This window comes from Gulosibacter sp., from assembly GCF_052090685.1.
GTDB lineage: Bacteria > Actinomycetota > Actinomycetes > Actinomycetales > Microbacteriaceae > Gulosibacter.
Genome location: NZ_JBQDBE010000007.1, coordinates 1 through 23,779, shown reverse-complemented (window position 1 = coordinate 23,779; position 23,779 = coordinate 1). Strand labels below are relative to the sequence as shown.

The following is a 23,779-nucleotide window of genomic DNA, read 5'->3' as shown; positions in this document are numbered from 1 at the left end:
TTCGCAGGTTGTTTTAAGGAAGCTGTCATTTTCATTCCTGTGAAAATGCGTGGCCTCGACTAAGAGAGAGCTATTACATGACGATTTCGCGTAAGCGTACCGCTGGTGCAGCGGTAGCCGGTACCGCCCTTGTGTTCGGTGCGGTGTTCACCCCTGTTGCTGCGTATGCAGTTGAGGGTGGCGACCCGACCAACACTGACGACTCGACGTTCAGCACCAACGCTGCGGCTGAGATTTCGACTCCAGATAGCTATGAAACTGGCGTAACCGAGGTGCTCGTAGGTGGCACCGGATTCACTCCGGGTGAAGAAGTCGCGCTTGAGCTGAAGCTGGGCGATGGCGAGTGGACCCCCGTTGTAGGTGGCGTGCCTGCAATTGCTGATGAAGACGGAATTTTTAGCACTTCGCTTGAGTTCAGCGACGGAGCGCCCTTCGAGGACGGCACCTACACGGTGCGTGCCACTCAGGGGAGCATCGAGGTTGAGACCAGCTTCGTCGTGGGCGAAATCGCTGAAGAAGAGGCAACGGTTGCAACCGAGAAGAGCGAGTACACGCCTGCTGAAACGGTAGACGGCGTGAACTACACCGGTGCCGGTTTTGACCCTGAAGCTGACTTCACTGTCGAGATCCTCCCCCCGGGTGCAGGTGAAGACGGGTGGGCAGAGGTTGCCCCGGGTGACAACCCAAACGTGACTGACGCAGAGGGTAACCTCAGCGGTGCCGTCGTTCTTTACGAAGGTGACGTTCCGCAGGAATTCGCACTGGGCGAGTACAAAATCCGCGTAATCCAGGGCGAGCTGACGGTTGAGTCCTCGATCTTCATCGTTGCCGAAGAGGACGACCAGACCCCGACCCCAACCGAGACCGAAGCTCCTGTTGAACAGACCCTCACGGTTGAGAAGGACACCTACACGGTTGAAGAGTCGATCAACGGTGTGAACTACCAGGCAACTGGATTCCGTCCCGACGCTCCGTACACGCTCGAGGTTCGCATCCCCGGTAACGACGACTGGCAGGTAGTTCCTGAGGTTGGCGACGGCGAAGAGGCATTCGTTGTTGACGCCGAAGGCAACATTGATGGCACGCTGAACTTCTACGATCAGGCGACTGGCGTTGAGGTGGAATTCCCCGAGGGTTCGTACGACATCCGCGTAGTGCAGGGTGAAGCTGACGACGTCCTCACCGCAGAAGCATCCTTCGTTGTAGGCGAGGCATCGCAGCCGGTCCCGACCGACTCCACTGCTCCGACCGAAACCTCGGATGATGACGACAACAACGACAACGGTTCGGGTGGCGACGACGAGCTCGCTCAGACCGGTGCTGACGACATGCTCCCCGTATTCCTCGCGGGTGGTCTTGTGCTGATGGCCGCTGGTGCTGGCCTTTACGTTGTGCGCCGCCGCATGGAAGCGTAGTCCTGAAGTAGGACACTAAAGAACTGCGGGTCGGATTCTCTTCTGACCCGCAGTTTTTTACTGCCAACATTATTAAGAGCAGATATCATTTTGACAACAAGCGGTCTCACCGTTCCGCACATCTATGAGGAGAACAAGTAATGGCACACAATGCCCGAAGCTTTTCTCGCTCGGCAATCGCCGTCGCTGCAAGCTGCGCCTTGAGCGTCGTCGTCGCCGTACCCGCATTCGCCGATAGCGACCAGGAAGAGCCAACCTTCGCTGCCGTGTCTGTCTCGGCCTCGGCGGTTGCTACCGCGACGGTAAAAGATGACAGCTTGGTCGATTCGATGGCTACCACGGCAACGGTCCCAACCGAGCCCGGTAACGGCTCGGCCGATCCTGACGACTCGGACGATGACGCGGACCCGGAGGCCGAGGTCAACGGAAATGAAGCGGCATCTGCAGACGGCGACGATGATGGTAGTGACAACAGCGCGGATGGCGAGGACTCGGCCTCCGGCGGCGCCGACGCCGATGATGCGGGGTCGAACGGCGATGCCGGATCCAATGGAGGCGGCTCGGCCGACGGTGACGATAATGAGGCCGAAGCCGGTGCTGACGGCGATGACGCAGCTGAGGGCGGCGACGGTTCGGATAGCGGAAGTGATGGCAGCGACGGCGGTAACGGCGGCGACGGCTCGGATCCAGCCCCCACGAACCCGCCCGTAAACCCGCCGACGACCAATCCTGATCTTCCCACCCAGCCGGTGCAACCGCATCCGGAAAACCCGGGAGACGCTGTCGTGCCGGAAGAGCCGGGCAAGGTGGATAACCCAAATCGCGCGCGCGATAACAGTCCGCAAAGTGGCGAGCCCACGCTGAATTCGCCAGTTGCGCCCGAGGGTGGCGACGACGATACGCCACAAGCCACCAGCCCCGAAGACAGCGATGAGACGGATGATTTAGCGAGCACTGGCGCAGATGGTCTGCTCTTCGTGATCGGAATCGGTGCGCTCCTCGTGGTTGCGGGGCTCGTGCTCGTCGTAATGCGATTGCGCAAACGTGGCGGTGAGTAGGTAGCGTCTGCGGGACCGCTAAAAAGCAGGTACGCTATACCGATGTCCGCAACTTTTGCTGCGGCCTGGAGGATTCGCCTAGTGGCCTATGGCGCACGCTTGGAAAGCGTGTTGGGTGCAAGCCCTCAGGGGTTCGAATCCCCTATCCTCCGCCAAAGAACTAGCCCCTGACATGCAAGTTTATTCTTGCGGTCAGGGGCTAGTTCGTTCCTGGGATTAGCCCGAATCCGCCTCAGGGCTGACTGAGCGGTCCGTAGCATTGCCCGTATGCACGAGTCCAAGGCCGCCGCCACGCGGTCGAGCGCGCGCATCCTGATTGGAATCACGTGGGCGATCCTGGGTCTCGGTTTGGCGCTCTGTTTGCTGGCAAACAGCGTGCCGGGCGGAACGGACGTGCTCATCGGGATCTCGAGCGTGGGACTGCTCTTTGTCGCAGTAATTCCCTACCTCATCCTGCTTGCCCTCGCGAGGAGTGCCAAGCGAATGTACAAGAGCGTGATCTGGCTGCCGGTCGCGGCTGCTGCCGGCATACTCCTTGCGAATACACCGGTGCCGCAGCTCGGGCACTGGCCCATCATGAAGTGGAGCCTCGAAGCGCACGAATCGGGTGTCGATGGTGCGGGTGCGGATGCGTGCCCCAGTTTTGCGGGACTCGCTCGAGTCGAGAGGTGCACCGACTTTTCCGGCACGATCGCCTACGACTTCGGGGGCGGTTTCCTCAACCAAGTGGTGATACTGCGGCCCGAGGGAGTGGAACGTGAGGAACTCATTACGCGGGAACCCGGTTCAGGAGGACTCTATGTCCTCGAGGACCTCGGCGACGGTTGGTACGTCGCAATGCAGGAGTGGTGACGCAGCGGTAGGCCTGAGCGCACTGGTTTTCTGCCAGTCCGCAGGCATGAAAAAGTGCCACGGATTGGCTCAACACACGACGAGACGCGCGGAAAAATCAAATCCGTGGCACTTTTTCAGACGGGGCTAGCCGCCCGGGGTGGGCCAGCTGAGCCGGTTACCGGGACGAGCTCAGGCTAAGACACCGACTTAAGCGAAGGAAGCGGAAGCCTCGTCGAGCTTCGTGATCTCTTCAGCGGTGAGCTCGAGCGCAGGAGCCGCCATGATCGCGGGCAGTTGCTCGGTCTTGGAAGCCGAAGCGATTGGTGCGGTCACTCCCTTGGCGAGTAGCCACGCGAGCGCAACTGTCGTGGGCTCGTCGCCACGGGCCTCTGCCACCTCGACCAGTGCATCCACGACATTGAAGCCTTCGTCGGTCGCATAGCCGGAAGCCATACCCTGACGCGCGGCACCTTCAAGGTCTTCGGCCTTGCGGTACTTGCCGGTGAGGAAACCGGAAGCCAATGCGAAGAACGGGAACACGGCTGCGTCAAAGTCACGCGCAATAGGTGCATAGCCCTGCTCGTAGTCAGCGCGCGAAACGAGGTTGTACTGCGGCTGGATTGCAACGGGAACGGTCAGGCCCTTTTCCGTGGCAGTCTCGAACCACTCACGCATCCGTTCCGGGGTGAAGTTCGAGAGTGCAATGTGGTGAACGCGACCCGACTGTACGAGGTCGTGCGCGATCTGCACCTGCTCATCGATTGAGACGCTCTCGTCGTCGTAGTGCGCGTAGTAGATGTCGACGTAGTCGGTCTGCAGTCGTTCGAGCGATTCATTGAGTGCGAGGTCTGCGTTTTCGCGTGAGAGGCCTTGCCGGGAAGTAAGCCCGCCGACCTTGGTTGCGATGATGACGTCCTTGCGGTTGCCGCGAGCCTGCAGCCACTCGCCGAGGATTCGCTCCGAGTCGCCACCGTCGCTGCCTTCTTGCCACTGCGCGTATGAGTCAGCGGTGTCAATGAAGTTGCCACCGGCTTCGACGAATGCGTCAAGCACGGCGAACGAAGCGTCTCGGTCGGATGTCCAGCCGAACGTGTTGCCGCCGAGGTTGAGGGGGAAGATGTCGAGTTCGGTACGAGGGATTCGAGTCATGAAATCTCCTGATTCAAGTCAAGTGGCGATCGGTAGTTACTTGCCATGGAAACTAACCTAACCATTGATGCTTGCCGTGTCAAGTAAATTTGCGATAGGCTCCAGCCATGGTCGATAACAAGGATGTTCGTTGGCTGGACGCGAATGAGACGCAGACTTGGCTTGATTTGTGGTCGACGGTCGCTTGGCTTCCGGCCAGACTCGATGCCCAGCTGCGCGAAGATGCGGGCGTGAGTCTCGCGGAATACCACGTGCTGTCACAGATTTCGATGGCGCCCGATAGAAGGATGCGCTTGAGCGAACTCGCTGAAGTCACCAATACGACGCTCTCGCACTTATCGCGAGTGGTGTCGCGGATGGAACGCGCGGGGTGGGTCGAGCGTGCTCCTGATCCGAACGATGGTCGTTCGACGCTCGGTGTAATTACCGACTCGGGATTGGAAAAAGTCGCCGCGATGGCGCCTGGCCATGTGGCGGCGGTGCGGCACTATGTCTTCGACAATCTCACAGCCACCCAGGCGCTCGCGCTCGGTGATGCCACTTCCCGAATCGTGGCCGCGGTCGCGCCGACCCGCGTCGCACGCGCGACGCAAGACGCGCGAGAGTGAGGTCGGCGGCGTAGGCAGGGCGGCATCCGGGCCGCCGACCGGAAAAGTAAAGGACCCCTCGCGCACCCGCCAGAGCCTGGTTACCCTTGCTTCGTTTCCGACCTGGGGGAGTTGGCCTGGGTGGCGCCACGCGAGGAGCCGTCGTTCATCCTATCGCGCCGGGGCAAGAAATGCATGTCGGATGCGCCGCTCGTCTCATGCGCTGAGATTTCCTTGCGGGTGACAGCGACCCATCCGCCCAAGTCTGAGACTAAATGTCGGTGGCGGTCGTTACGATGGCCGGGTGACTGCAAGCATTTACATCTCCTCGTCCGAAGGCTACTCCGGCAAGCAAGCTGTCGCGCTCGGCGTGCTTGACACGCTCACGAAGCACGTTGGTCGAGTCGGGTTGTTCCGGCCGATCGTCGCCGATCCGGAAAGCGACGATGTGCTGTCGCACATGCTCGATCGTGTCGACACCTCGCTTGAGCTCACCCCAGAAGAATGCGTGGGCACGACCTACGACGAAGTACACGAGGACGGTGCTGCGGCACTAGCCAAGATCATTCACCGCTATGACGCGATGGCGCGTCGCTGCGAGGCGGTAGTGATTATCGGCAGTGACTTTACCGATGTGGGGAATCCCGCGGAGCTTGGCTTCAACGCGCGCGTTGCCGCGAACCTCGGTGCTCCGGTGTTGCTTGTGCTTTCGGGGCGTAATCAGAACGACCTCACCCCGCGCAGCGCCGATGAAATGGCGCAGGTCGCGGCAATCACGATCCCCGAGCTCGAGGCTGAGCACGCGAAGCTCATCGGTGTGATTGTGAACCGCGGTGAGCCGGATGCGCTCGCGGCGATTCGAGAATCAGTCACCGCTGTTGTCCGCGAAGTCTCGAAAGCTGAGACCCAGAATCGTCCCGTTTGGGTGCTGCCGCAGAACCCGATTCTGATTGCACCGACGGTCGCAGAGCTATCCGACTCGGTGGACGGTGAGTTCTACGCCGGCGACCAGGCGCTCATGTCGCGCGAGGTACTCGGGGTCACAGTGTGTGGCATGTCGATGGAAAACGTCCTATCGCGGACTTTTGAATCCGGCGTCGCCGTCGTTGCCGCCGACCGCACTGAGACGCTGGTCGCCTTGCTCCTTGCGCAGCAGGCCGACAACTTCCCGTCACTCGCCGCGATCGTGGTCAACGGACCGTTCGAGTTCTCGTCCACGGTTGAGACGCTCTTGCGCGGCGTGGATCTCAACGTCCCTATCGTTCGCACACAATATGGCACTTTCGAAACCTCGCAGCGCATCGTGAACACCCGCGGTCGATTCTCGGCAGCGAACCGACGCAAGGTGGATGCGGCGCTCGCGGACTTCGTGGAACACGTGGATGCGGAAGAACTCGTTGCGCTGCTCAACGTGCCGGAACCCTCAGTGGTCACGCCGCTGATGTTTGAGTACACGCTGCTTGATCGCGCCCGTCGCGATCGCAAGAAAATTGTCTTGCCAGAAGGTGACGACGATCGCATCCTGATCGCCGCATCCACCCTGCTCGCCCGCGAAGTCGCCGAAATTGTCATTCTGGGGGACACCGAAACTATTCGTCGACGGGCGACGGAACTCGGCGTCAATATCGACGGGGCGGAAATTCTCGCCACCAACAACCCCGAGTTGCTCGACCGGTTCGCGACAGAATACGCGCGTCTGCGCGCGCACAGGGGAGTGACGGTGGAGGATGCTAGACACCGAGTGCAGGATGTGTCCTATTTCGGGACGATGATGGTCCACCTCGGGCTCGCCGACGGCATGGTTTCGGGTGCAGCGCACACGACCGCACACACGATCAAGCCGAGCTTCGAGATCGTGAAAACCAAACCGAGCGTGTCCATTGTGTCGAGCGTTTTCCTAATGTCGCTCGCGGACCGTGTCCTTGTCTATGGGGACTGCGCGGTCAACCCCGATCCCACCGCCGAACAGCTCGCAGACATTGCGATCTCTTCCGCGGAAACCGCGCGGCAGTTCCACATCAACCCGCGTATCGCGATGTTGAGCTACTCGACGGGCGACTCGGGTAGCGGTGCGGATGTCGATAAAGTGCGCGAAGCGACCAAGCTTGTTCGTGAGCGGGCACCGCAGCTGCTCGTCGAAGGCCCGCTGCAATATGACGCGGCGACAGACATGGCCGTGGCTGCGAAAAAAATGCCGGAAAGCGAAGTCGCGGGACGCGCATCCGTATTCATCTTCCCCGACCTCAACACCGGAAACAACACATACAAGGCCGTGCAGCGAGCCGCCGGGGCAGTCGCGATTGGCCCGGTATTGCAGGGGCTGAACAAACCGATTAATGATCTCTCTCGCGGGGCGCTCATTTCTGACATCATCAACACGGTGGCGATTACCGCCATCCAGGCGCAGGCTGAGGCACCAACTCAGCCTGTGACCCAGTAAGGCTCGATCGTCGCGTAGCTGCGACGACCAACCGCGCACTAAAGGTACTTGCTCATGACTGTCGTGCTTGTCGTTAATTCCGGATCCTCTTCGCTGAAGTACCAGCTCATTGAGATGGCGGATGAAACTGTGCTGGCCTCGGGACTGATCGAGCGGATTGGAGAGCCGATGGGGATGGTCACGCATCGCCGCGGTGAAGACAAAATCGCGCGTGAAGTAGAAGTTCCGGATCACGACGTCGCCTTTGAGGCGATGCTGCGTAACTTCAAGGATTTCGGTCCCGCCATGGCGGATGCGCCGCCCGCGGCAGTCGGCCACCGCATCGTGCAGGGTGGTCGGCGATTCTTTGGTCCGACGCTCGTGGATGACGCGGTCGAGCAAGACATCGAGGAGCTCATTCCGCTCGCACCACTGCACAATGGCGCGAACCTCGCGGGCCTGCGAAGTGCCCGCCGAGTATTCGACGGGATTCCGCACATTGCGGTGTTCGACACCGCGTTTCACACGACAATGTCGGATGCGGCGAGCTATTACGCGCTCGACCGCGAAGTCGCGGCCAAGTATCGCGTGCGCAAGTACGGTGCGCACGGAACGAGCCACAAATATGTTTCGGAAGCCGCCGCAAAGCACCTCGAGCGGCCCTATGACGAGTTGCGCACCGTCGTGCTCCATATCGGCAATGGTGCTTCGGCCTGTGCGGTCGACCGAGGCAAATCGATTGAAACCTCGATGGGCATGACCCCGCTGGAGGGGCTCGTGATGGGCACCCGCACCGGCGATATCGACCCGGCGGTGCTGTTCCATCTCCACCGCAAGGGCGGTTATTCGGTGGATGAGCTAGATGTGTTACTGAATCGTCAGTCCGGACTGCTCGGGCTCACCGGCACGAACGATGTCCGCGATGTGACGGCGCGTGCCGCGGCAGGCGATGCGCAAGCAGAGCTCGGGCTCGAAGTGTACGTGCATCGCCTTCGCCACTATGTGGGTGCGTATCTCGTCGCGCTGTCGGGCGCCGATGTGATCGCGTGGTGCGGTGGAGTCGGCGAGAACTCCGCCGAGGTGCGAAAGCGCACGCTTGCCGGTATGGAATGGCTCGGTATCGAGCTGGATGCGCAGCGCAACGAAGCGCGCGGCGACGGCATTCGAGAGATTTCGACCGATGCGTCGCGGGTGAGGGTACTCGTTGTGCCGACCGACGAAGAAATTGAAATCGCGCGGCAGACGCTCGACGCGACTGGTATCAGCGCCGACTAAGCGGCACAGCCACGTCACGCCGCGAAGTGGCGCGGCGAAAAGGCACAGCGAAATGGCGCTGCGAACGTGGGCTCCCCGCGGTAGACGCCTGTATTTGCACCGAACCGAGCACCGTCCGCCACTGATTTGTGGGTGATGACGCTCGGTTCTTTCGTGCGCAAGGGGATGAACGTGGCTAGTTCAGGTACAAGGATTGAATTTCTGGGGCGCACCATTCTGGTACTCCGGTGCCTGAGAGTCAATTCGGCCAATGATGTGACGTGTTACGGCAATAATTCGTTGGAAATAGATACGCAACGATCAATCTTTGGCTAACCTGGTTCCAGTAAATTTTCAGCGCATTTTCAGCTAAAGATTTGCTCAGCCGAATGTGAATTTGAGTTCGCGTCAAAACGCCGTCTGACACCGTCAGGAGGGCGTAATTGTCGCGCCACCGGAGAGGGATATGACAGGGACGTTTCTAACTATTCGCAGGGGGGTTGGCAGCGCTACTTGCATTTGCGCTCGCCATGACCCTTGCCATCGTTGGGTTTGCGCCAGCGGCGAAGGCGGCATCAGAGTCCGTCGAACTCGCCGAGGGCGTTACCGTCACGATGAATTACGACACCAGCGGTGAACTCGCCGGTCAGCCGGTCATGCAAGAAGGTGCCAAGGCATCCTTCCAAATTCGGTATGACAGTTCTGTAGAGCCGGGCTCGAGCGTTTCGTTCCTCGTGCCAGCACAGTTCACCCTTGCCGACCTACCGAGCGGAAACACCGCTGTCGAGAACGTCGTACACGACACAGAAACCAACGTCGTTACATTGACGTTCGCGGACCCGTGGCCCGAGGACGTCTTCGAAGGCGTGCTCGGATTCGAATCCACACTGGTGATTTCCGAATCCTCCGGAATCGAGACGCTTGAGTGGGGTCTCGTTGGGGACACGAATAAATTCCAGCTTTTCCTCCTCAAACAGGGTGAGAACCCGGTGACAATCACCGACGGCGAATCGAAGCGCAAGGTATCCGACAACTTTGGTGAGATCTTCGACATCACCGACAACGCCTTTGTTGTTAAGGAGGGCGCGCCAACGCCCACCGTGCAGTTCGCCATCGCAGTGAACAGCGCTGACGCTCGCGTGGACGCCGTGATCACTGACACGCTCTCGACGGGTCTTGCGTTTGTTCAGAACAGCTTCAAGCTCCGGACCACGACCTACGACGAGAACGGACTCAACCCAACGACCACGACCTACGACGAGAACGGACTCAACCCAACGACCACGACCGTGGATGTTTCAGCAAGCGACATCACGTTCGACGGACAGACCTTCACCTACACTCACACCTTCCCCGCAAGCTCGCAGGCTGAACTGATCTACGACACGGAAGTAACCAACCTGGCCGAGGTTGCTGCTGAGCTCACCGAGCAGTACCAGACTTCGAGCGGTAATGATCGAGCGATCTATCGGTTCAACAACTCCGCAAAGATCGACGACGGCTCCGAACTCACGGCAAGCGCGGAGTTCAACTACGGCCTCCCCGGCATCGGCGTTGGCGAAACTTTCGGGAAGTCCACGAGCTGGCACAACACCTTCGTTGAATTCGACGGAGACGGCTCGCTCCAAGAGCCTAAGGAACTTGAGGTCACCTGGACGCTCACGGCGAACCTGGACCAGTTCGACGGCTCGCACCCGCGTAAGACGCTGACCGACAACCTCGTGATGGCTGACCCGAGTGCCGCAGGCCTCAGCTGGGTCCTGCCCACCGGCGAAGCGCTCGCCGGTACCGAAAACGGCGAGGATCACTCCTTCACCTGGGCTGACTTTGACGGCACCCGTGACGAGTTCCAGGCCGATGCATACGTAAACCACTGGACGGTCACCGATGACAACGTCGTGCTGATCAACTTCGGTAAGGACACGACAAACAACTACACCGTGCAGCTCGTATCGGCCGTGACCGATGCCGCGAACATGTGGGACGGAACCGTCTACGGGTTCGCCGACGGCATCGCGAAGGCGGCTAACAACAAGGCCACGTTCTTCTGGAGCGAAAGCCAAGAGCGCACCGTCGACGCGTGGATCAACATCGTTGACCGCGACGGCCACGGCGACGAGCCCTGGAACAGCGACCAGTTCTTCAACAAGACTGCCGCTCAGGACTCCGTCAAGCTGAACCCCGGGGACACCGCCGACCTGCGCTACACCCTCGAGCTCAAGGCAGGTCCGGTCTCCGGCCTCGGTCACGAGGTTGACCTCGCAACGGCAACGCTCGTTGACTACGTGGACCACAGCGTGTTCGACGTGAACAGCGAGACGCTTCCTGCGATCCAGGAAAAGTCGACCGTCTCGTACAACAACGCAGCGCTTGATGCCGCAGACTACGAGATCAGCCTTGACGAGGACAACAACATCCTCATCAGCCTCACCGAGGCGGGCGCCGACAAGGTAGCTGGCATCGACGAAGGCAAGGGCACGCTCAAGGCGGACCTCGTCCTCACAACGAAGCCGCTCCAGGACAAGCAGGTTGTCGAGATCACGAACCAGGCTGGCGTGCTCGGGAGCGAGAAGGAGACGATCTACGTCTCGAGCTCCTCTTCGAGCGCCACGTCCTTCGGCGACGAAGCACAGATCACCAAGCACGTTCGTGACCAGCAAGACCAGGCGTGGGTCACCAACTTGCGCGCCGATGTGAACGAAGATGGCTCCCTCGCGGACGACACTTTCGTGTACCGCATCCAGTACATCGCTCACGGCAGCTTCGGTAACCTGTCCATCACGCCGGTCATTGACCAGCTCCCCGAAGGCATCGAGTTTCTTGGCTTCCTGAACGAAGCTAATGTCGATGACGAAGAGAACCTGGTGGACCCCGGCACGGTTCAGGATCTCGGGAACAACCTCGTCGCATCCTACGATGCCGACCAGGGACCCTCGGGAACCGTGACGATTCAGAGCAAGGAGAACGCGAACTACCCGGTTGGGCAGACAACGCACGTGAACCTGCTCGTGAAGCTCACCGACTTCGACGAGGACACCCCGGTTGTGAACCAGATTCGCAACGTGGGTGCCACGATCACCCCGACGAACGGCTACCCGCTGAGCGTGCAGAAGCTCGACTCGAGCGACGACAACAAGGTCATTAGTGACTCGAACGCTCGCTTCCAGGTGCTCGATGCCGCGGGTGACGTCGTTGTCGACAACGCCTTCATCCAGGACGGCTACCTCCGTGTCATGGATGGCGACAAGGTCAAGGGCCTGATCGTTGACGAGCCCGGCACCTACACCGTGAAGGAAATCACCCCGCCGGCTGGCTACGCGCTGACTGACGAGGTCCTTACCTTCGAAGTTGTCACCGACGAGGTTCCGGAAGGACAGGTGCTGTACAACAGCCCCGAAACCTTCGCTGTCGGTGACTACACGTGGATCGACGAGAACAACGACGGTATCCAGGACGAAGACGAGCCCATCCTTTCGGGTGTGAGCGTCTCGATCACTGACGCCGACGGCAACCCCGTTACCGACTTCAACGGCAACGAGGTGGCATCGACCACCACTGACGCGAACGGCTTCTACGTCTTCGACAACCTGGTTGCCGGTGACTACAAGATCACCTTCACCCTGACCGAAGAACAGCAAGCCACCTACGGTTTCACGGGCCAGAACAAGGGCAACGACGAGTCGAACGACTCCGACGCGCACCCCGCAACTGGCGAAACCGCGGTCTTCACGCTCAACAAGGACAACGCCAACCTCGACACCGAGTACACGAACGATTCCGGCGTAGAAATTCAGGCGACCAACGGCATCGACCCAACCTGGGACGCTGGCGTGGTCAACAAGAGCTACGCAGTCGGCGACTACACGTGGATCGACTCCGACCGCGACGGCATTCAGGATGCGACCGAAGAAGTACTTCCGGGTGTGACCGTCAACCTGCTTGACGGCAACGGCGAGCAAATTGCCACCACGAAGACGGACGACAATGGATTCTACGTCTTCGACAACCTGCCGGAAGGTATGTACCAGCTCGAGTTCATCCTCACCGAGGAGCAGGCGGCGAAGTACAACTTCACCGACCCGAACAAGGGCACTGATGGTGCGATCAACTCGGACGCGAACCCCGCGACCGGTATCACGCAGCAGTTCAACCTGAACGACAACAACGTGCACCTCACGACCGAGTACACCAACGCATCCGGAACTGTCGTCGAGGCCACTCGTGGCATCGACCCGACCTGGGATGCCGGTGTTGTCGAGAAGAGCTACGCGGTAGGTGACTACACGTGGATCGACTCGGACCGCGACGGTATTCAGGATGCAACCGAAGCCGTACTGCCGGGCGTCACCGTCGAGCTTACCGACGCGGAAGGTAACCCCGTCAAGGACATCTTCGGCAAGGACGTTGCGCCAACGGAAACGGATGAAGAGGGCTACTACCTCTTCGACAACCTCCCCGCGGGTGACTACCAGATCAAGTTCACGCTGACCGAGGAGCAGTCCGAGATCTACCGATTCACGACGCAGAACACTGGCGACGACGAATCGACCAACGACTCGGATGCGAACCCGACGACCGGTGTGACGGCAACGTTCACGCTCGACTCGTCGAACCCGCACCTCGACTCCGAATACCACGGCGTGCAGGCGACCGAAGGCATCGACCCAACTTGGGATGCCGGTGTCATCGGTAAGACCTACGCGGTCGGTGACTACACGTGGATCGACACGAACCGCGATGGAATCCAGGACGAGGGCGAAGACGTACTGCCCGGCGTCAAGGTTGAACTGCTCGACTCGGAAGGCACGGTGCTTGAAGAGACCGTGACCGACGAAAACGGCTTCTACCTCTTCGACGAGCGCGCAGCGGGCGAATACCAACTCCGCTTCACGCTGACCGAAGACCAGGCTGCGACCTACAAGTTCACCACCCAGAACACCGGTGCAACCGGAACTGACTCGGATGTTGACCCTGAGACTGGCCTGACCGTGCCGTTCACCCTGAACGACTCGAACTCGCAGCTCACGACCGACTATGAGAACGCATCCGGCACCGTGGTAACCGCAACCGAGGGCATCGACCCGACGTGGGACGCTGGCGTGATCGTCAAGACCTACGCGATCGGTGACTTCACGTGGATCGACTCGAACCGCGATGGCATTCAGGATGAGGGCGAACCGGTTCTCCCGGGTGTGACTGTCAACCTGTATGACGCCGACGGCGAAGAGATCGCAACCACCACGACAGACGAGAACGGGTTCTACCTGTTCGACGAACTGCCCGGTGGCGAGTACCAGCTCGAGTTCGTGCTGACCGAGGAACAGTCCGTGAAGTACATCTTCACGAACGCGGATGCGGGCGACAGCGACGCACTCGACTCGGACGCGAACACCGAAACTGGTCGCACCATCCTGATCACCCTGGATGACTCGAACGCGGCACTGACGACCGACTACACCAACGCATCCGATGCGGCTGTAAAGGCGACCGAGGGTATCGACCCGACGTGGGATGCAGGTGTGATCGAGCGCTCGTACGCGATCGGTGACTACACCTGGATCGATGAAAACCGTGACGGTGTGCAGGACGAGGACGAACCGGTACTCCCGGGCGTCACCGTTGAGATCACCGACCCTTCGGGTAACCCGGTGAAGGACGTCTACGGCAACGAGGTTCCCTCGACCACCACTGACGAAAACGGCAAGTACATCTTCGACAACCTGCCCGCAGGCGACTACAAGATCAAGTTCATCCTCCCTGAGGAGATCGCGAACGAGTACGTCTTCACCCCGCGGAACCAGGGCGATGACCCAGCCACCGACTCGGATGCAAACCCGACCGGTGACACCACCACGATCACTCTCGGTGAAACCAACGAGTCCATTACCCCGGACTACGACGGTGAATTCGAAGCGACCGAGGGCGTCGACCCGACCTGGGAAGCCGGTGTCGTCAAGAAGAGCTACGCGGTAGGTGACTACACGTGGATCGACGAGAACCGCGACGGTGTGCAGGGCGAGGATGAGCCGGTGCTGCCGGGCGTCATCGTCACCATCACCGATGCTTCGGGCAAGCCAGTCGTGGATGTCTACGGCAACGAGGTTCCCTCGACCGTGACCGACGAAAACGGCTTCTACGTCTTCGACAACCTGCCGAAGGGTGACTACATCATCACCTTCGAAATTCCGGAGGAGTTCGCGGGTACGCACGTGTTCTCGCCCACCGGAAACGGCGGTGCTGACGACTCGGATGCCGACCGCGTGACGGGTAAGACGATCACGATCTCGCTGAACGACTCGAACGAGTACCTCTCAACGGACTACTCGAACGCGTCCGAGACTGTGATCTCGGCCACGCAGGGCATCGACCCAACGTGGGATGCGGGCATCGTCACCAAGACCTACGCGATTGGTGACTTCACCTGGATCGACGAGAACAAGGATGGCCTTCAGGATGAGGGCGAGCCGGTGCTGCCGGGCGTCAGGGTCGAACTGCTCGACGCCGACGGTGAAGTCATTGCCGAAACGGTGACGAACGAGAACGGTTACTACCTCTTCGATGAGCTCGCGGCTGGCGAATACCAGATCCGCTTCACCCTCACCGACGAGCAGGCTGAGATCTACGAGTTCACCTCGCAGAACTCCGGCGAAACCGGAAACGACTCGGATGCTGACTCGGCTGGACTCACCGTGAAGATCGTGCTCGATGACTCGAACGCGTTCCTCACGCAGGAGTACTCGATTGCCGATGTGCTCGCGACCCAGGGCATTGACCCGACATGGGACGCAGGCGTAATCGTCAAGCCGGGCGAGACCATGCCACCGGTGCCGACTCCGACTGACGGACCAGACAACGGTGCGAACGGCGGCTCGGATGCAGGTTCGAACGGCGGTGCCGACAAGGGCGCTGACGGTAGCTCCGACAAGGGTGCTGATGGCAGCGGTGACGGCGATGACCTCGCTTCGACCGGTGCCCAATTCCTCCCGCTCGCGATTGTGGCACTCGTGCTCGCACTCGCAGGCCTCGGAATCACCCTCGCGGTTCGCCGACGTAACCAGCAGGCCTAGTGCCTGACCCCGCGCTAGTGCGCTAGCGCATCCTGAAACTGCCCCGTGAAGCTATTGCTTCGCGGGGCAGTTTCATATTCCTGTGAGGTGTTCGCCTCGGGCTGTGGATGATTCGGCCCGACCCGGCGTGCTACGGCTCCAGAACCTCGAAGGTCATTTTGGCCGGATCGTAGGGTTCGAAGATGATCTCGGGGTCGTAGACATCGATAAAGTTCTCGGTGACAGCGCCGCGGTAGCCGTCCTCACAAGCAGCAAATTCGAGCACATAGTAGCCATGCGAATGGAGGATGATTCGACGGATTGCGGTTCCTTCATCGCCCAACGGGATCTCGGCGCGTTGCCCCGACACTGACGTGACGCACACCGTGCCGTTCTTTGGCCCCGAGATCTGCAATACGACTCCTGTCGATTGCGCTTCGCTGATTTCGAGCCGTGGACTGTCTTCCGCTCCGAGTGTTTTGACGCTTTCGATTGTCAATTCGCCGAAATCGGCCGTCGACTGTTCGGCTTCAGTGAATACCCACACGGAATACTCGTATGTTCCCGCTCGCAGATTGAGGCGTCGAAGATCGAACGACCATGCGCCATCGGCATCCGGTTGCACCAGATATTCCCGACCATTGATGGCGATGGCAACCTGCGCCTCATTGCTTGTCACGCCGTCGAGGATCGGCGCGAGGTAGGCCGTCGTGGAGGTAGGCGTCGTAATTCCACTCTTGAGTGGTGCCCAGTCATGCTGTATCGGGGATGATTGCGGTTGCGGTTCGGCGTGGTCACCATCGCCATCGCCCGGAGCAGTCTCGGAATTTGAATCGCCCGAGGGCACGGGGATAGAAGCGGGGTCAGCGGGGCGAGGAATTGTTCCCGGTGGGGCCGGTTCGACTCGGGGCTGGCTTGCGGGGAAGTCAATATCGTCGCGAAACTCAACTTCGATGCTTGGAATGGACGGATCTTCGATGCCGCGGCCCAAGAAGTTAGTCGGCTCATTCGGAGGCGTGGGTGCGACTGACGAATTTTCGTTGATGTGTTCCGCGTTCTCGGTCGTCTCTTGACGAGTTTCGAACGCCCCACTCGCAGACAATTCGGAATCGATAGTCTCGCGGAAATACGATTCCGGACTCGTGTTCAATTGGGACGAGTCGTTGGGGATGGAAATCGAATCGTCTAGCGGGCTGTCGTCCTGAATATTCTCCGATAGCTGCACCGATTTCTCGATCGCATTCGGATCGGCAGCTTGCGCGCTATTGACTGTTGAGGACGATGGACTGCCCACAATTACGACGGCCGCGATCAGGCCGCCAACGGTGAGTGCGGTCACGCTGCTGAGTGCAGTGGCAGACAATGCACCGCCGGTACCACTCACGACACCGGCAGCCACGCCAAGTGAGGCGCCGCTTGCGAGCGCAGCGGCGGGGAGTGGTGACGCAGCTGGCAGAACTACTCCGAGTGCCGCGAAGCCTCCTGCTGCAAGCGTGACGTTTCGAATCCGCGAGGCGACGGTGCGGAGTTCCTCGTACAGCGCAGAACAAGTGGCGCACTCCCGGAGATGCGCATCCACTTTCGTACGAACCCTTTTCGGTGGGTCATCCGCGATAACTTGCGGCAACAAATCTGCCACGTGACCCGAGCTATCGCTCAGGGACTGCGGAATATGTTGCGCGAGCCAGCGGACGCGTAACCCTGTCCGTGCCCGGCGTCGTAGCGCCGATACTGCGTTTGGCTTGATATTGAGTTCTTGAGCGATTTCAAGCCGCGGCACATCTTCGACTTCGGTGAGCCAGAGCACACGCTGCCAGCGGTGTGGCAATGCCTGGAAAGCCGCCAACAGCTCGCTTGCGCTCGATTCTTCTTCAAGTATGGATTCGGCATGCCGAGAGTCGGTCTCTTCGATTTCAAGACCACTTTCAATCTTGCTGTCGTCTCGTTTCCACGCTATTGCGGTGTTTCTAATCACAGTGAAGAGGTACGCCCGGAACGCTGATTCGGGACCATTGCCATTGACGAAGGTTTGCTCATATACGCGAAGAAACGCTTCGGCGACGAGGTCATCAGCTCGAGAAGGCATCGTTCGGTACGCGACGCGGAGTGCCGCGACCGAATGCCGTTGCCAGAGAGTCGTGTATGCAGACTGATCCCCATTGCGGAGTTGCTGCAGCAGCTCTGCATCAGTGAAACGTCGCTCACCGACACCACTATTTTCGGAATCTGCTGACACTTACAACCTCCAACACGACAAACCACCTCAACAACAGGGCGTACGTCACCCGCCTATTTAAGGAGAGTTCAAGGTGTGGAAAAAGTGACGCGAAATTCTTGTTCTTTTGGGATCAAAGTGGGCGTTCATGACAGTTTAGCGATTTTGAGTCATTTCCGAACCTGCAGGGGAAGCGTCGTCAATCCATTTTTCTATTACTGCGTCACCTTTCCGTAACGTCGTGCTCCCTCTTAGTGGTTATGGAAAATGCCTTCACGCTGGACTCCCGAACCGGGATAAAGGTCACAAGGCCCTCCTGCCAAGCATCATTCGGCTGAATTAATTCATGTTCAGTTAATACAAGGAGAAGAATGTCCGCTTATCGTAAGCAGTCAAATTCTCAACCGCCTCCCGGCAGGTTGAAACAAGGGATAAAGAAAGCACTTGGTGGCGTCGCTGCGGCAGCGGTCATTGCCTCATCGATGGTCGTTGGCCTCGGTGGCGCGAATATCGCCCACGCAAACACCTCAAACGTCACGCCGACGCCGAACCCGGCAATGGTGGGTACGTGTGAGATTGATCTGGCGATCCAGATGGACTACTCGACTTCGATGTCGACGACGCAGCTCGCCGCGCAGGAGAACGCGGTCAAGGATTTGGCCACTGCGCTCCAGGGATACCCCGTGAGACTGGCCCTCTTTAACTTTGGGTCTAATTCCCCGATCGGATCGGGTGCCGCGAATGCTCCACTGCCACTGACTTCGGTGGCGACTCAAGAGGGCGTTGACACGATTCACGCGAAGCTCGACGCATTCAACCGGCCAGGTACCAACTTTACGAACTGGCAGGCGGCCTTCGACTTGGTCCGCACGAGCGGCGAATCCTACGACGCGCTGGCGCTCGTGACCGATGGTAACCCGACGAGGGTTACCCACCCCAACGTTGTTCAGAACACGGCGGACAACCCGGTCAATCAAGCCATTGTCGATGGCGGCGTTACTGCTGCAAACCAGCTCAAGGCCGACGGCACGCGCATTATCGGCGTCGCTGTGACCGACAACCTGGACAGCAACGCGTACGACGCAATGCTCCGTCAGATCCCGCAAGTCTCGGGCACGACAGAGGGCAGCGACTACCACCTCGCTGGCCTATCCGGGCTGCAGCAGACCTTGCTCGACATCGTTAACGAGAACTGCGCTGTCATCGATATTGACAAGGTCGGCACGCTTTCAGCCGATGGCAGCACGATCGATTATGACTTCACGGTTAGCAACAACGGTTCCGTTGCGCTCACCGAAGTTGAGATCGAGGACCCGCTGCCCGGACTCTCCGCAATCAGCTGGGGCACCTGGCCCGGCGCGGAATTCGAACTGCAACCTGGCCAATCGGTGACCGCGACTGCCACCTACACGGTGACGGCCGAGGACCGTGCGAACGGGAACGTGCACAACCTGGCGACAGCGCTCGGTGTGCCGCCTTCGGGAGGGAACCCGGTTGAGGATGAAGATCCTGCCGATGTGCCGGTGCTTCCTGCTGATCCCTCGATCAGCCTGACGAAGACTGCCGACCCCACGACTTATTCGGATGCCGGTGATGTGATCACCTACACCTTCCTCGTCGAGAACGATGGCGAAGTGCCGTTGACCTCGGTCGACGTGACTGATGAGCTCGCAGGTCTCAGTGACATCACCTTCGCTGTCTGGCCGGGTGCTCCTAATGAGCTCCTTCCTGGCGAAACCGTCACCGGAACGGCAACGCTCCCCATCACCCAGGCACACATCCACGCCGGCAAGATTGACAACACGGCGACTGCCACCGGCACGCCGCCCGCACAGCCTGGCGGCGAGACGCCTGATCCAGTAACTGACACGGACGACGCGACTGTAACCGGCCCAGTCCTCGAACCGGGTCTCACGCTTGAAAAAGAAGCGGACGTCGACACCTATGAACTCGGCGACGAGATCTCGTACACCTTCACGATCGAAAACACCGGAAACGCGACACTGAGTGACGTCTCGGTAAACGATCCACTCGAAGGCCTGTCCGCACTGACCTACACCTGGCCCGCAGGCAACGCCGACGGCGTCCTGGAGCCAGGACAGACCGCAACCGCAACCGCGACCTACACCGCCACTCAGGCGGACGTTGACCGCGGGTTCGTGCACAACGCAGCAACTGCAACCGGTACCACTCCTGGTGACCCGAATGACCCGACCACTCCGGGTGAGCCGATCGAGACTCCACCGAGCGAAGTGACCATCCTCGGCTCTAACCAGGATGCAAGCATCTCGCTCGAAAAGTCCCCGGTTCTTTCGGAAGACGGCAATACGGTGACCTACACCTTCGTAGCCACCAACACTGGGAACACGACGCTGAGCGATGTGGTCATTAATGACCCGATGGCGGGCCTTTCGGCAATCGGCTACAACTGGGATGCCGCGACCGCCGAAGGCGTACTCGCTCCCGGTGAGTCGGTGACTGGTACCGCTACCTATTCGGTGACGAACGCGGACCGCGACGCCGGCTCGATTGTCAACCTCGCAGACACTCAGGGGACGCCGCCGAACGCCTTCGACCCGGCGAACCCCGACGGTGAAGGTATCCCACAGGAGCCTGTCACGGACGATGCCCCTGCTCTGGTCACCCTCGAGCAGACCGCAGCGATCCAACTCATCAAGACCGGTGCGCTCGAGAACGATGACACCGCGGTAGTGGGCGACATCGTGAACTACACGTTCACCATCACCAACACCGGTACTGTCTCGCTTGCAGACGTTCAGGTCACTGACGAGATGCTGGCGGATGCTGGCGTCACGATCACGATCGAAGACTCGGCATGGCCGGGTGCGGTCGGTGCGCTGAACATCGGTGAGAGCGTAGAAGGCACCGCGAGCTACCCGCTCACGCAGGCCGATATCGACGCAGGCAAGGTCGACAACGTCGCCATTGCAACCGGTGTCTCCCCGATCGACGACCCAGATAACCCTGGCGAGAAGATCACGCCCAAGGACGAAGACGATGTCACCATTCCGGTGAAGGCGAACCCCGCACTGTCGCTCGAAAAGACTGGCGAGTTTGATGATGAAGCAGCTGTTGGTGACACCATCACCTACGGCTTCACTGTCTCGAACACGGGAAACCAGACCCTGACTGGCATCACGATCACTGACGACATGCTGGCCGATGCTGGCGTGAACATCGAGTTCGCGGATGACGCTTGGCCAGGTGCCGAGGGCGTCCTGGCTCCGGGACAGTCGGTTGCAGCAATTGCTGTCTACACGATTACGCAGGCCGACATCAACGCCGGTCACGTGTACAACCTCGCATCCGCGACCGGTGTACCGCCGACCACGCCCGGTGGCGAAACTCCGCCGCCGCTACCTCCCGTCGAGGATGAAGTCGATCTGCCGACGCCAGGCAATGCGGCGATTAACCTCGTCAAGACTGGCGAACTCGCGGATGGCGCCGCTGCTGGTGACGTGGTGACGTACACCTTCGTTGCCACCAACACTGGCAACCTCACGTTGACGGATGTGTCGATTGCTGACCAGATGGAAGGTTTGTCGGAACTGGTCTATGACTGGACTGACGCGACCGCCGAAGGTGAGCTTGCTCCGGGTGAGTCGGTCACTGCGACGGCGTCGTACACGATGACGCAGACCGATATTGATGCTGGTGGTGTGGTCAACCTGGCCGACACGACCGGTACCCCACCGAACGCCTACGATCCCGAGGACCCCAACGGGCCCGGTGTTCCGCAGGAACCCGTGACCGACGAGGACCCCGCTTTCGTGCCGACCCCGCAGGAAGCTGCGATTCAGCTCGTGAAGACCGGTGCACTGCAGTCGGAGGAAACCCAGCAAGTGGGCGATTCCGTTGAGTACACCTTTGTTGCCACGAACACCGGCAACGTCACGCTCACCGATGTCGAAATCACCGACCCGATGCCTGGACTCGGCGACCTGAGCTACACGTGGCCAGGCGAGAACGGCGTCCTCGCTCCCGGTGAGCAGGTGACCGCGACCGCAGAGTACACGCTGACCCAGGCTGATATCGATGCTGGCGAGGTGGCCAACACCGCGACCATCATTGGCACGCCACCTGCGACCTACGACCCGGAGAACCCGGGTACGCCACAGCCGCAGGACCCGGTTACCGATGAAGACAGCGCAGTGGATCCGCTACAGCCTGCGCCTGCGATTGAACTCGTGAAGACGGGCGAGACCACAGGTAACGCGCTTGCGGGTGACACGGTTGAATACACCTTCGAGGCAACCAATATCGGAAACGTCACCCTCGGCGACGTCGTGATTACCGACCCGCTCCAGGGATTGTCATCGATCTCCTACGAGTGGAATGGCGAACCCGGAGTCTTGGCTCCAGGGGAGTCGGTCAAGGCAACCGCGAGCTACGTGCTGACGGATGCCGATGTCTCGGCGGGTTCGGTAGTCAACACCGCAACCGTCACCGGTTTCGGACCCCTCGACGGTGACCCCGTCGGTGGCCAGCAGGTCACTGATCAGGACTCGGCAACGGTCAACACCGGTACCGAGGATGGCGGTCTTGCTCAAACGGGTGAATCGCTGCCGTTGTTCGGCCTGATCGCCGCACTCGCAGCACTTCTGGTTGGCGCTGGTATCACGCTCGCCGCACGCCGTAAGAAGGAGCAGTCTGCGTGAAATTGACGCCGAGTACGTTGGCTCCGGCCAAGTGGTTGCTCGCTCCGGTCGTTGTCCTCTCCCTCACCGCGTGTGGGGGAGGGGCCACGGACGGCAATAGCGAGACCGGGACCGAAGAAACTGCCGCTGGCAGTTACGTAGAAGTCACTGATCAACAGGGTTCCATCGAGGAGTTCGTCGGAGCATCCGAGGATGCCGAGGTTGAGCGCTGCGAAACCGGAAACGGTGGATGGATCAGTGAGGGAACGGTCACGAACCCCACGGAGGATGCACAAAGCTATCGCCTTTATGTGGCTTTCAACGAGAACCGGGATACCGAGGGGCTCGTGCAGGTCGATATTGAATCGGTAGCGGCCGGTGCCACCGAGAGCTGGCAGGTGGAGGCTCCGATCGACGGCGAAGACCTCGATTGCGTAATCCGCGTCGAACGATTCGCCCCGCAGGGCTAATACCGTCACAACCAGATTAGGGAGTGTTCCGCTGTTTCGGCAGTGGGACACTCCCTATCTCGTTTTATCGCTGTCGTTCTTCGGCCACCGTGTGGCAAATGGCATGGCGTGTGTGGCCTGTGGATGACATGCGAATTCGACGTCGCTGGCGGTCTACGATGGTGGTCATGGTTGCCGCCCTTTATCGTCGTTATCGGCCCGAGTCGTTTGCCGAAATGATCGGGCAGCGTCAGGTGACCGATCCGCTCATGACCGCGCTTCGCACCGGACGGGTCAATCACGCCTATCTTTTCTCCGGGCCTCGCGGCTGCGGCAAGACCTCTTCAGCGCGCATCCTTGCTCGCTGCTTGAATTGCGAGCAGGGCCCGACCCCGGAACCCTGCGGGGAATGCGCATCCTGCCGTGAGCTCGGTCGTGACGGCGGCGGATCGATTGACGTATTCGAGATTGACGCCGCGAGCCACGGTGGTGTGGATGACGCCCGCGATTTGCGCGAGCGAGCGGTAGTGGCGCCGACGCGCGACCGCTACAAAATCTTCATCATTGACGAGGCACACATGGTCACCTCGCAAGGATTCAACGCGCTGCTCAAGGTCGTGGAAGAACCGCCCGAGCACGTCATGTTTATTTTCGCGACCACCGAGCCCGAGAAGGTCATCGGCACGATCCGCTCG

At 60.1% G+C, this 23,779-nt stretch carries 12 protein-coding genes, 1 tRNA gene and 1 other RNA gene; 11 read left to right on the top strand and 3 right to left on the bottom strand.

Features of this window, described 5'->3' with window-relative positions; all coding sequences use genetic code 11:
- Positions 1-77 precede the first annotated feature (77 nt).
- The 4 genes from ACTHXA_RS05870 to ACTHXA_RS05855 all read left to right on the top strand — a co-directional run bounded on the left by ACTHXA_RS05870 (position 78) and on the right by ACTHXA_RS05855 (position 3,325).
- Positions 78-1,415, top strand: coding sequence for an LPXTG cell wall anchor domain-containing protein (locus ACTHXA_RS05870; RefSeq protein WP_441670322.1), 1,338 nt, complete (start codon positions 78-80; stop codon positions 1,413-1,415).
- A 140-nt stretch (positions 1,416-1,555) separates the two neighbouring features.
- Entirely contained in the window at positions 1,556-2,473 is a 918-nt protein-coding gene (locus ACTHXA_RS05865) for a hypothetical protein (RefSeq protein WP_441670320.1), read from the top strand.
- A gap of 67 nt (positions 2,474-2,540) precedes the next feature.
- Positions 2,541-2,628, top strand: a tRNA-Ser gene (locus tag ACTHXA_RS05860).
- A gap of 112 nt (positions 2,629-2,740) precedes the next feature.
- On the top strand, positions 2,741-3,325 hold the full coding sequence (locus tag ACTHXA_RS05855; protein ID WP_441670318.1) for a hypothetical protein: 585 nt from the start codon (positions 2,741-2,743) through the stop codon (positions 3,323-3,325).
- Between the two features lie 189 nt (positions 3,326-3,514).
- On the opposite strand, the gene ACTHXA_RS05850 is transcribed toward ACTHXA_RS05855, so the two are convergent.
- A complete protein-coding gene (locus tag ACTHXA_RS05850) occupies positions 3,515-4,456 on the bottom strand; it encodes an aldo/keto reductase (protein ID WP_441670316.1) in 942 nt (313 codons plus the stop codon).
- 107 nt (positions 4,457-4,563) lie between these two features.
- Here ACTHXA_RS05850 and ACTHXA_RS05845 point away from each other — a divergent pair, with 107 nt between their 5' ends.
- Positions 4,564-5,064 carry a MarR family winged helix-turn-helix transcriptional regulator gene (locus ACTHXA_RS05845; RefSeq protein ID WP_441670314.1) on the top strand — a complete coding sequence of 167 codons (501 nt, stop codon included), beginning with the start codon at positions 4,564-4,566 and terminating at the stop codon, positions 5,062-5,064.
- Positions 5,065-5,110: 46 nt separating this feature from the next.
- Here ACTHXA_RS05845 and ffs read toward each other — a convergent pair.
- Positions 5,111-5,207, bottom strand: an RNA gene (ffs, locus tag ACTHXA_RS05840) — signal recognition particle sRNA small type.
- Between the two features lie 140 nt (positions 5,208-5,347).
- On the opposite strand from ffs, the gene pta reads away from it, so the two are divergent.
- From pta to ACTHXA_RS05825, 3 genes are all read left to right on the top strand, one after another.
- A complete protein-coding gene (pta, locus tag ACTHXA_RS05835) occupies positions 5,348-7,483 on the top strand; it encodes a phosphate acetyltransferase (protein WP_441670312.1) in 2,136 nt (711 codons plus the stop codon).
- A 54-nt stretch (positions 7,484-7,537) separates the two neighbouring features.
- Positions 7,538-8,737, top strand: coding sequence for an acetate/propionate family kinase (locus ACTHXA_RS05830; RefSeq protein WP_441670310.1), 1,200 nt, complete (start codon positions 7,538-7,540; stop codon positions 8,735-8,737).
- Between the two features lie 479 nt (positions 8,738-9,216).
- Positions 9,217-15,783, top strand: a complete 6,567-nt coding sequence (locus tag ACTHXA_RS05825; protein ID WP_441670308.1) for an SdrD B-like domain-containing protein — start codon at positions 9,217-9,219, stop codon at positions 15,781-15,783.
- A gap of 130 nt (positions 15,784-15,913) precedes the next feature.
- Here the strand turns inward: ACTHXA_RS05825 and ACTHXA_RS05820 are convergent, their stop codons facing one another.
- Complete coding sequence (locus ACTHXA_RS05820; RefSeq protein WP_441670306.1) at positions 15,914-17,998, bottom strand: sigma-70 family RNA polymerase sigma factor; 2,085 nt, start codon at positions 17,996-17,998, stop codon at positions 15,914-15,916.
- Between the two features lie 350 nt (positions 17,999-18,348).
- On the opposite strand from ACTHXA_RS05820, the gene ACTHXA_RS05815 reads away from it, so the two are divergent.
- From ACTHXA_RS05815 to dnaX, 3 genes are all read left to right on the top strand, one after another.
- The gene (locus tag ACTHXA_RS05815; protein WP_441670304.1) at positions 18,349-22,656 is read left to right on the top strand and encodes a DUF7507 domain-containing protein; all 4,308 of its coding nucleotides are present in this window, start codon (positions 18,349-18,351) and stop codon (positions 22,654-22,656) included.
- Positions 22,653-23,105 (top strand): hypothetical protein, encoded by a 453-nt coding sequence (locus tag ACTHXA_RS05810; RefSeq protein ID WP_441670302.1) that lies wholly within the window; start codon positions 22,653-22,655, stop codon positions 23,103-23,105. The genes ACTHXA_RS05815 and ACTHXA_RS05810 overlap by 4 nt, the downstream gene beginning before the upstream one ends.
- Positions 23,106-23,272: 167 nt before the next feature.
- Positions 23,273-23,779: DNA polymerase III subunit gamma/tau (gene dnaX, locus ACTHXA_RS05805; protein WP_441670300.1), on the top strand; the 507-nt coding region annotated here is incomplete at its 3' end.

Bases quoted from the DNA above. Each gene is read 5' to 3' on its own strand.
- ACTHXA_RS05870 (WP_441670322.1), top strand. From the start codon at position 78: ATGACGATTTCGCGTAAGCGTACCGCTGGTGCAGCGGTAGCCGGTACC.
- ACTHXA_RS05845 (WP_441670314.1), top strand. From the start codon at position 4,564: ATGGTCGATAACAAGGATGTTCGTTGGCTGGACGCGAATGAGACGCAG.
- ACTHXA_RS05855 (WP_441670318.1), top strand. From the start codon at position 2,741: ATGCACGAGTCCAAGGCCGCCGCCACGCGGTCGAGCGCGCGCATCCTG.
- ACTHXA_RS05815 (WP_441670304.1), top strand. From the start codon at position 18,349: ATGTCCGCTTATCGTAAGCAGTCAAATTCTCAACCGCCTCCCGGCAGG.
- ACTHXA_RS05830 (WP_441670310.1), top strand. From the start codon at position 7,538: ATGACTGTCGTGCTTGTCGTTAATTCCGGATCCTCTTCGCTGAAGTAC.
- ACTHXA_RS05850 (WP_441670316.1), bottom strand. From the start codon at position 4,456: ATGACTCGAATCCCTCGTACCGAACTCGACATCTTCCCCCTCAACCTC.
- ACTHXA_RS05865 (WP_441670320.1), top strand. From the start codon at position 1,556: ATGGCACACAATGCCCGAAGCTTTTCTCGCTCGGCAATCGCCGTCGCT.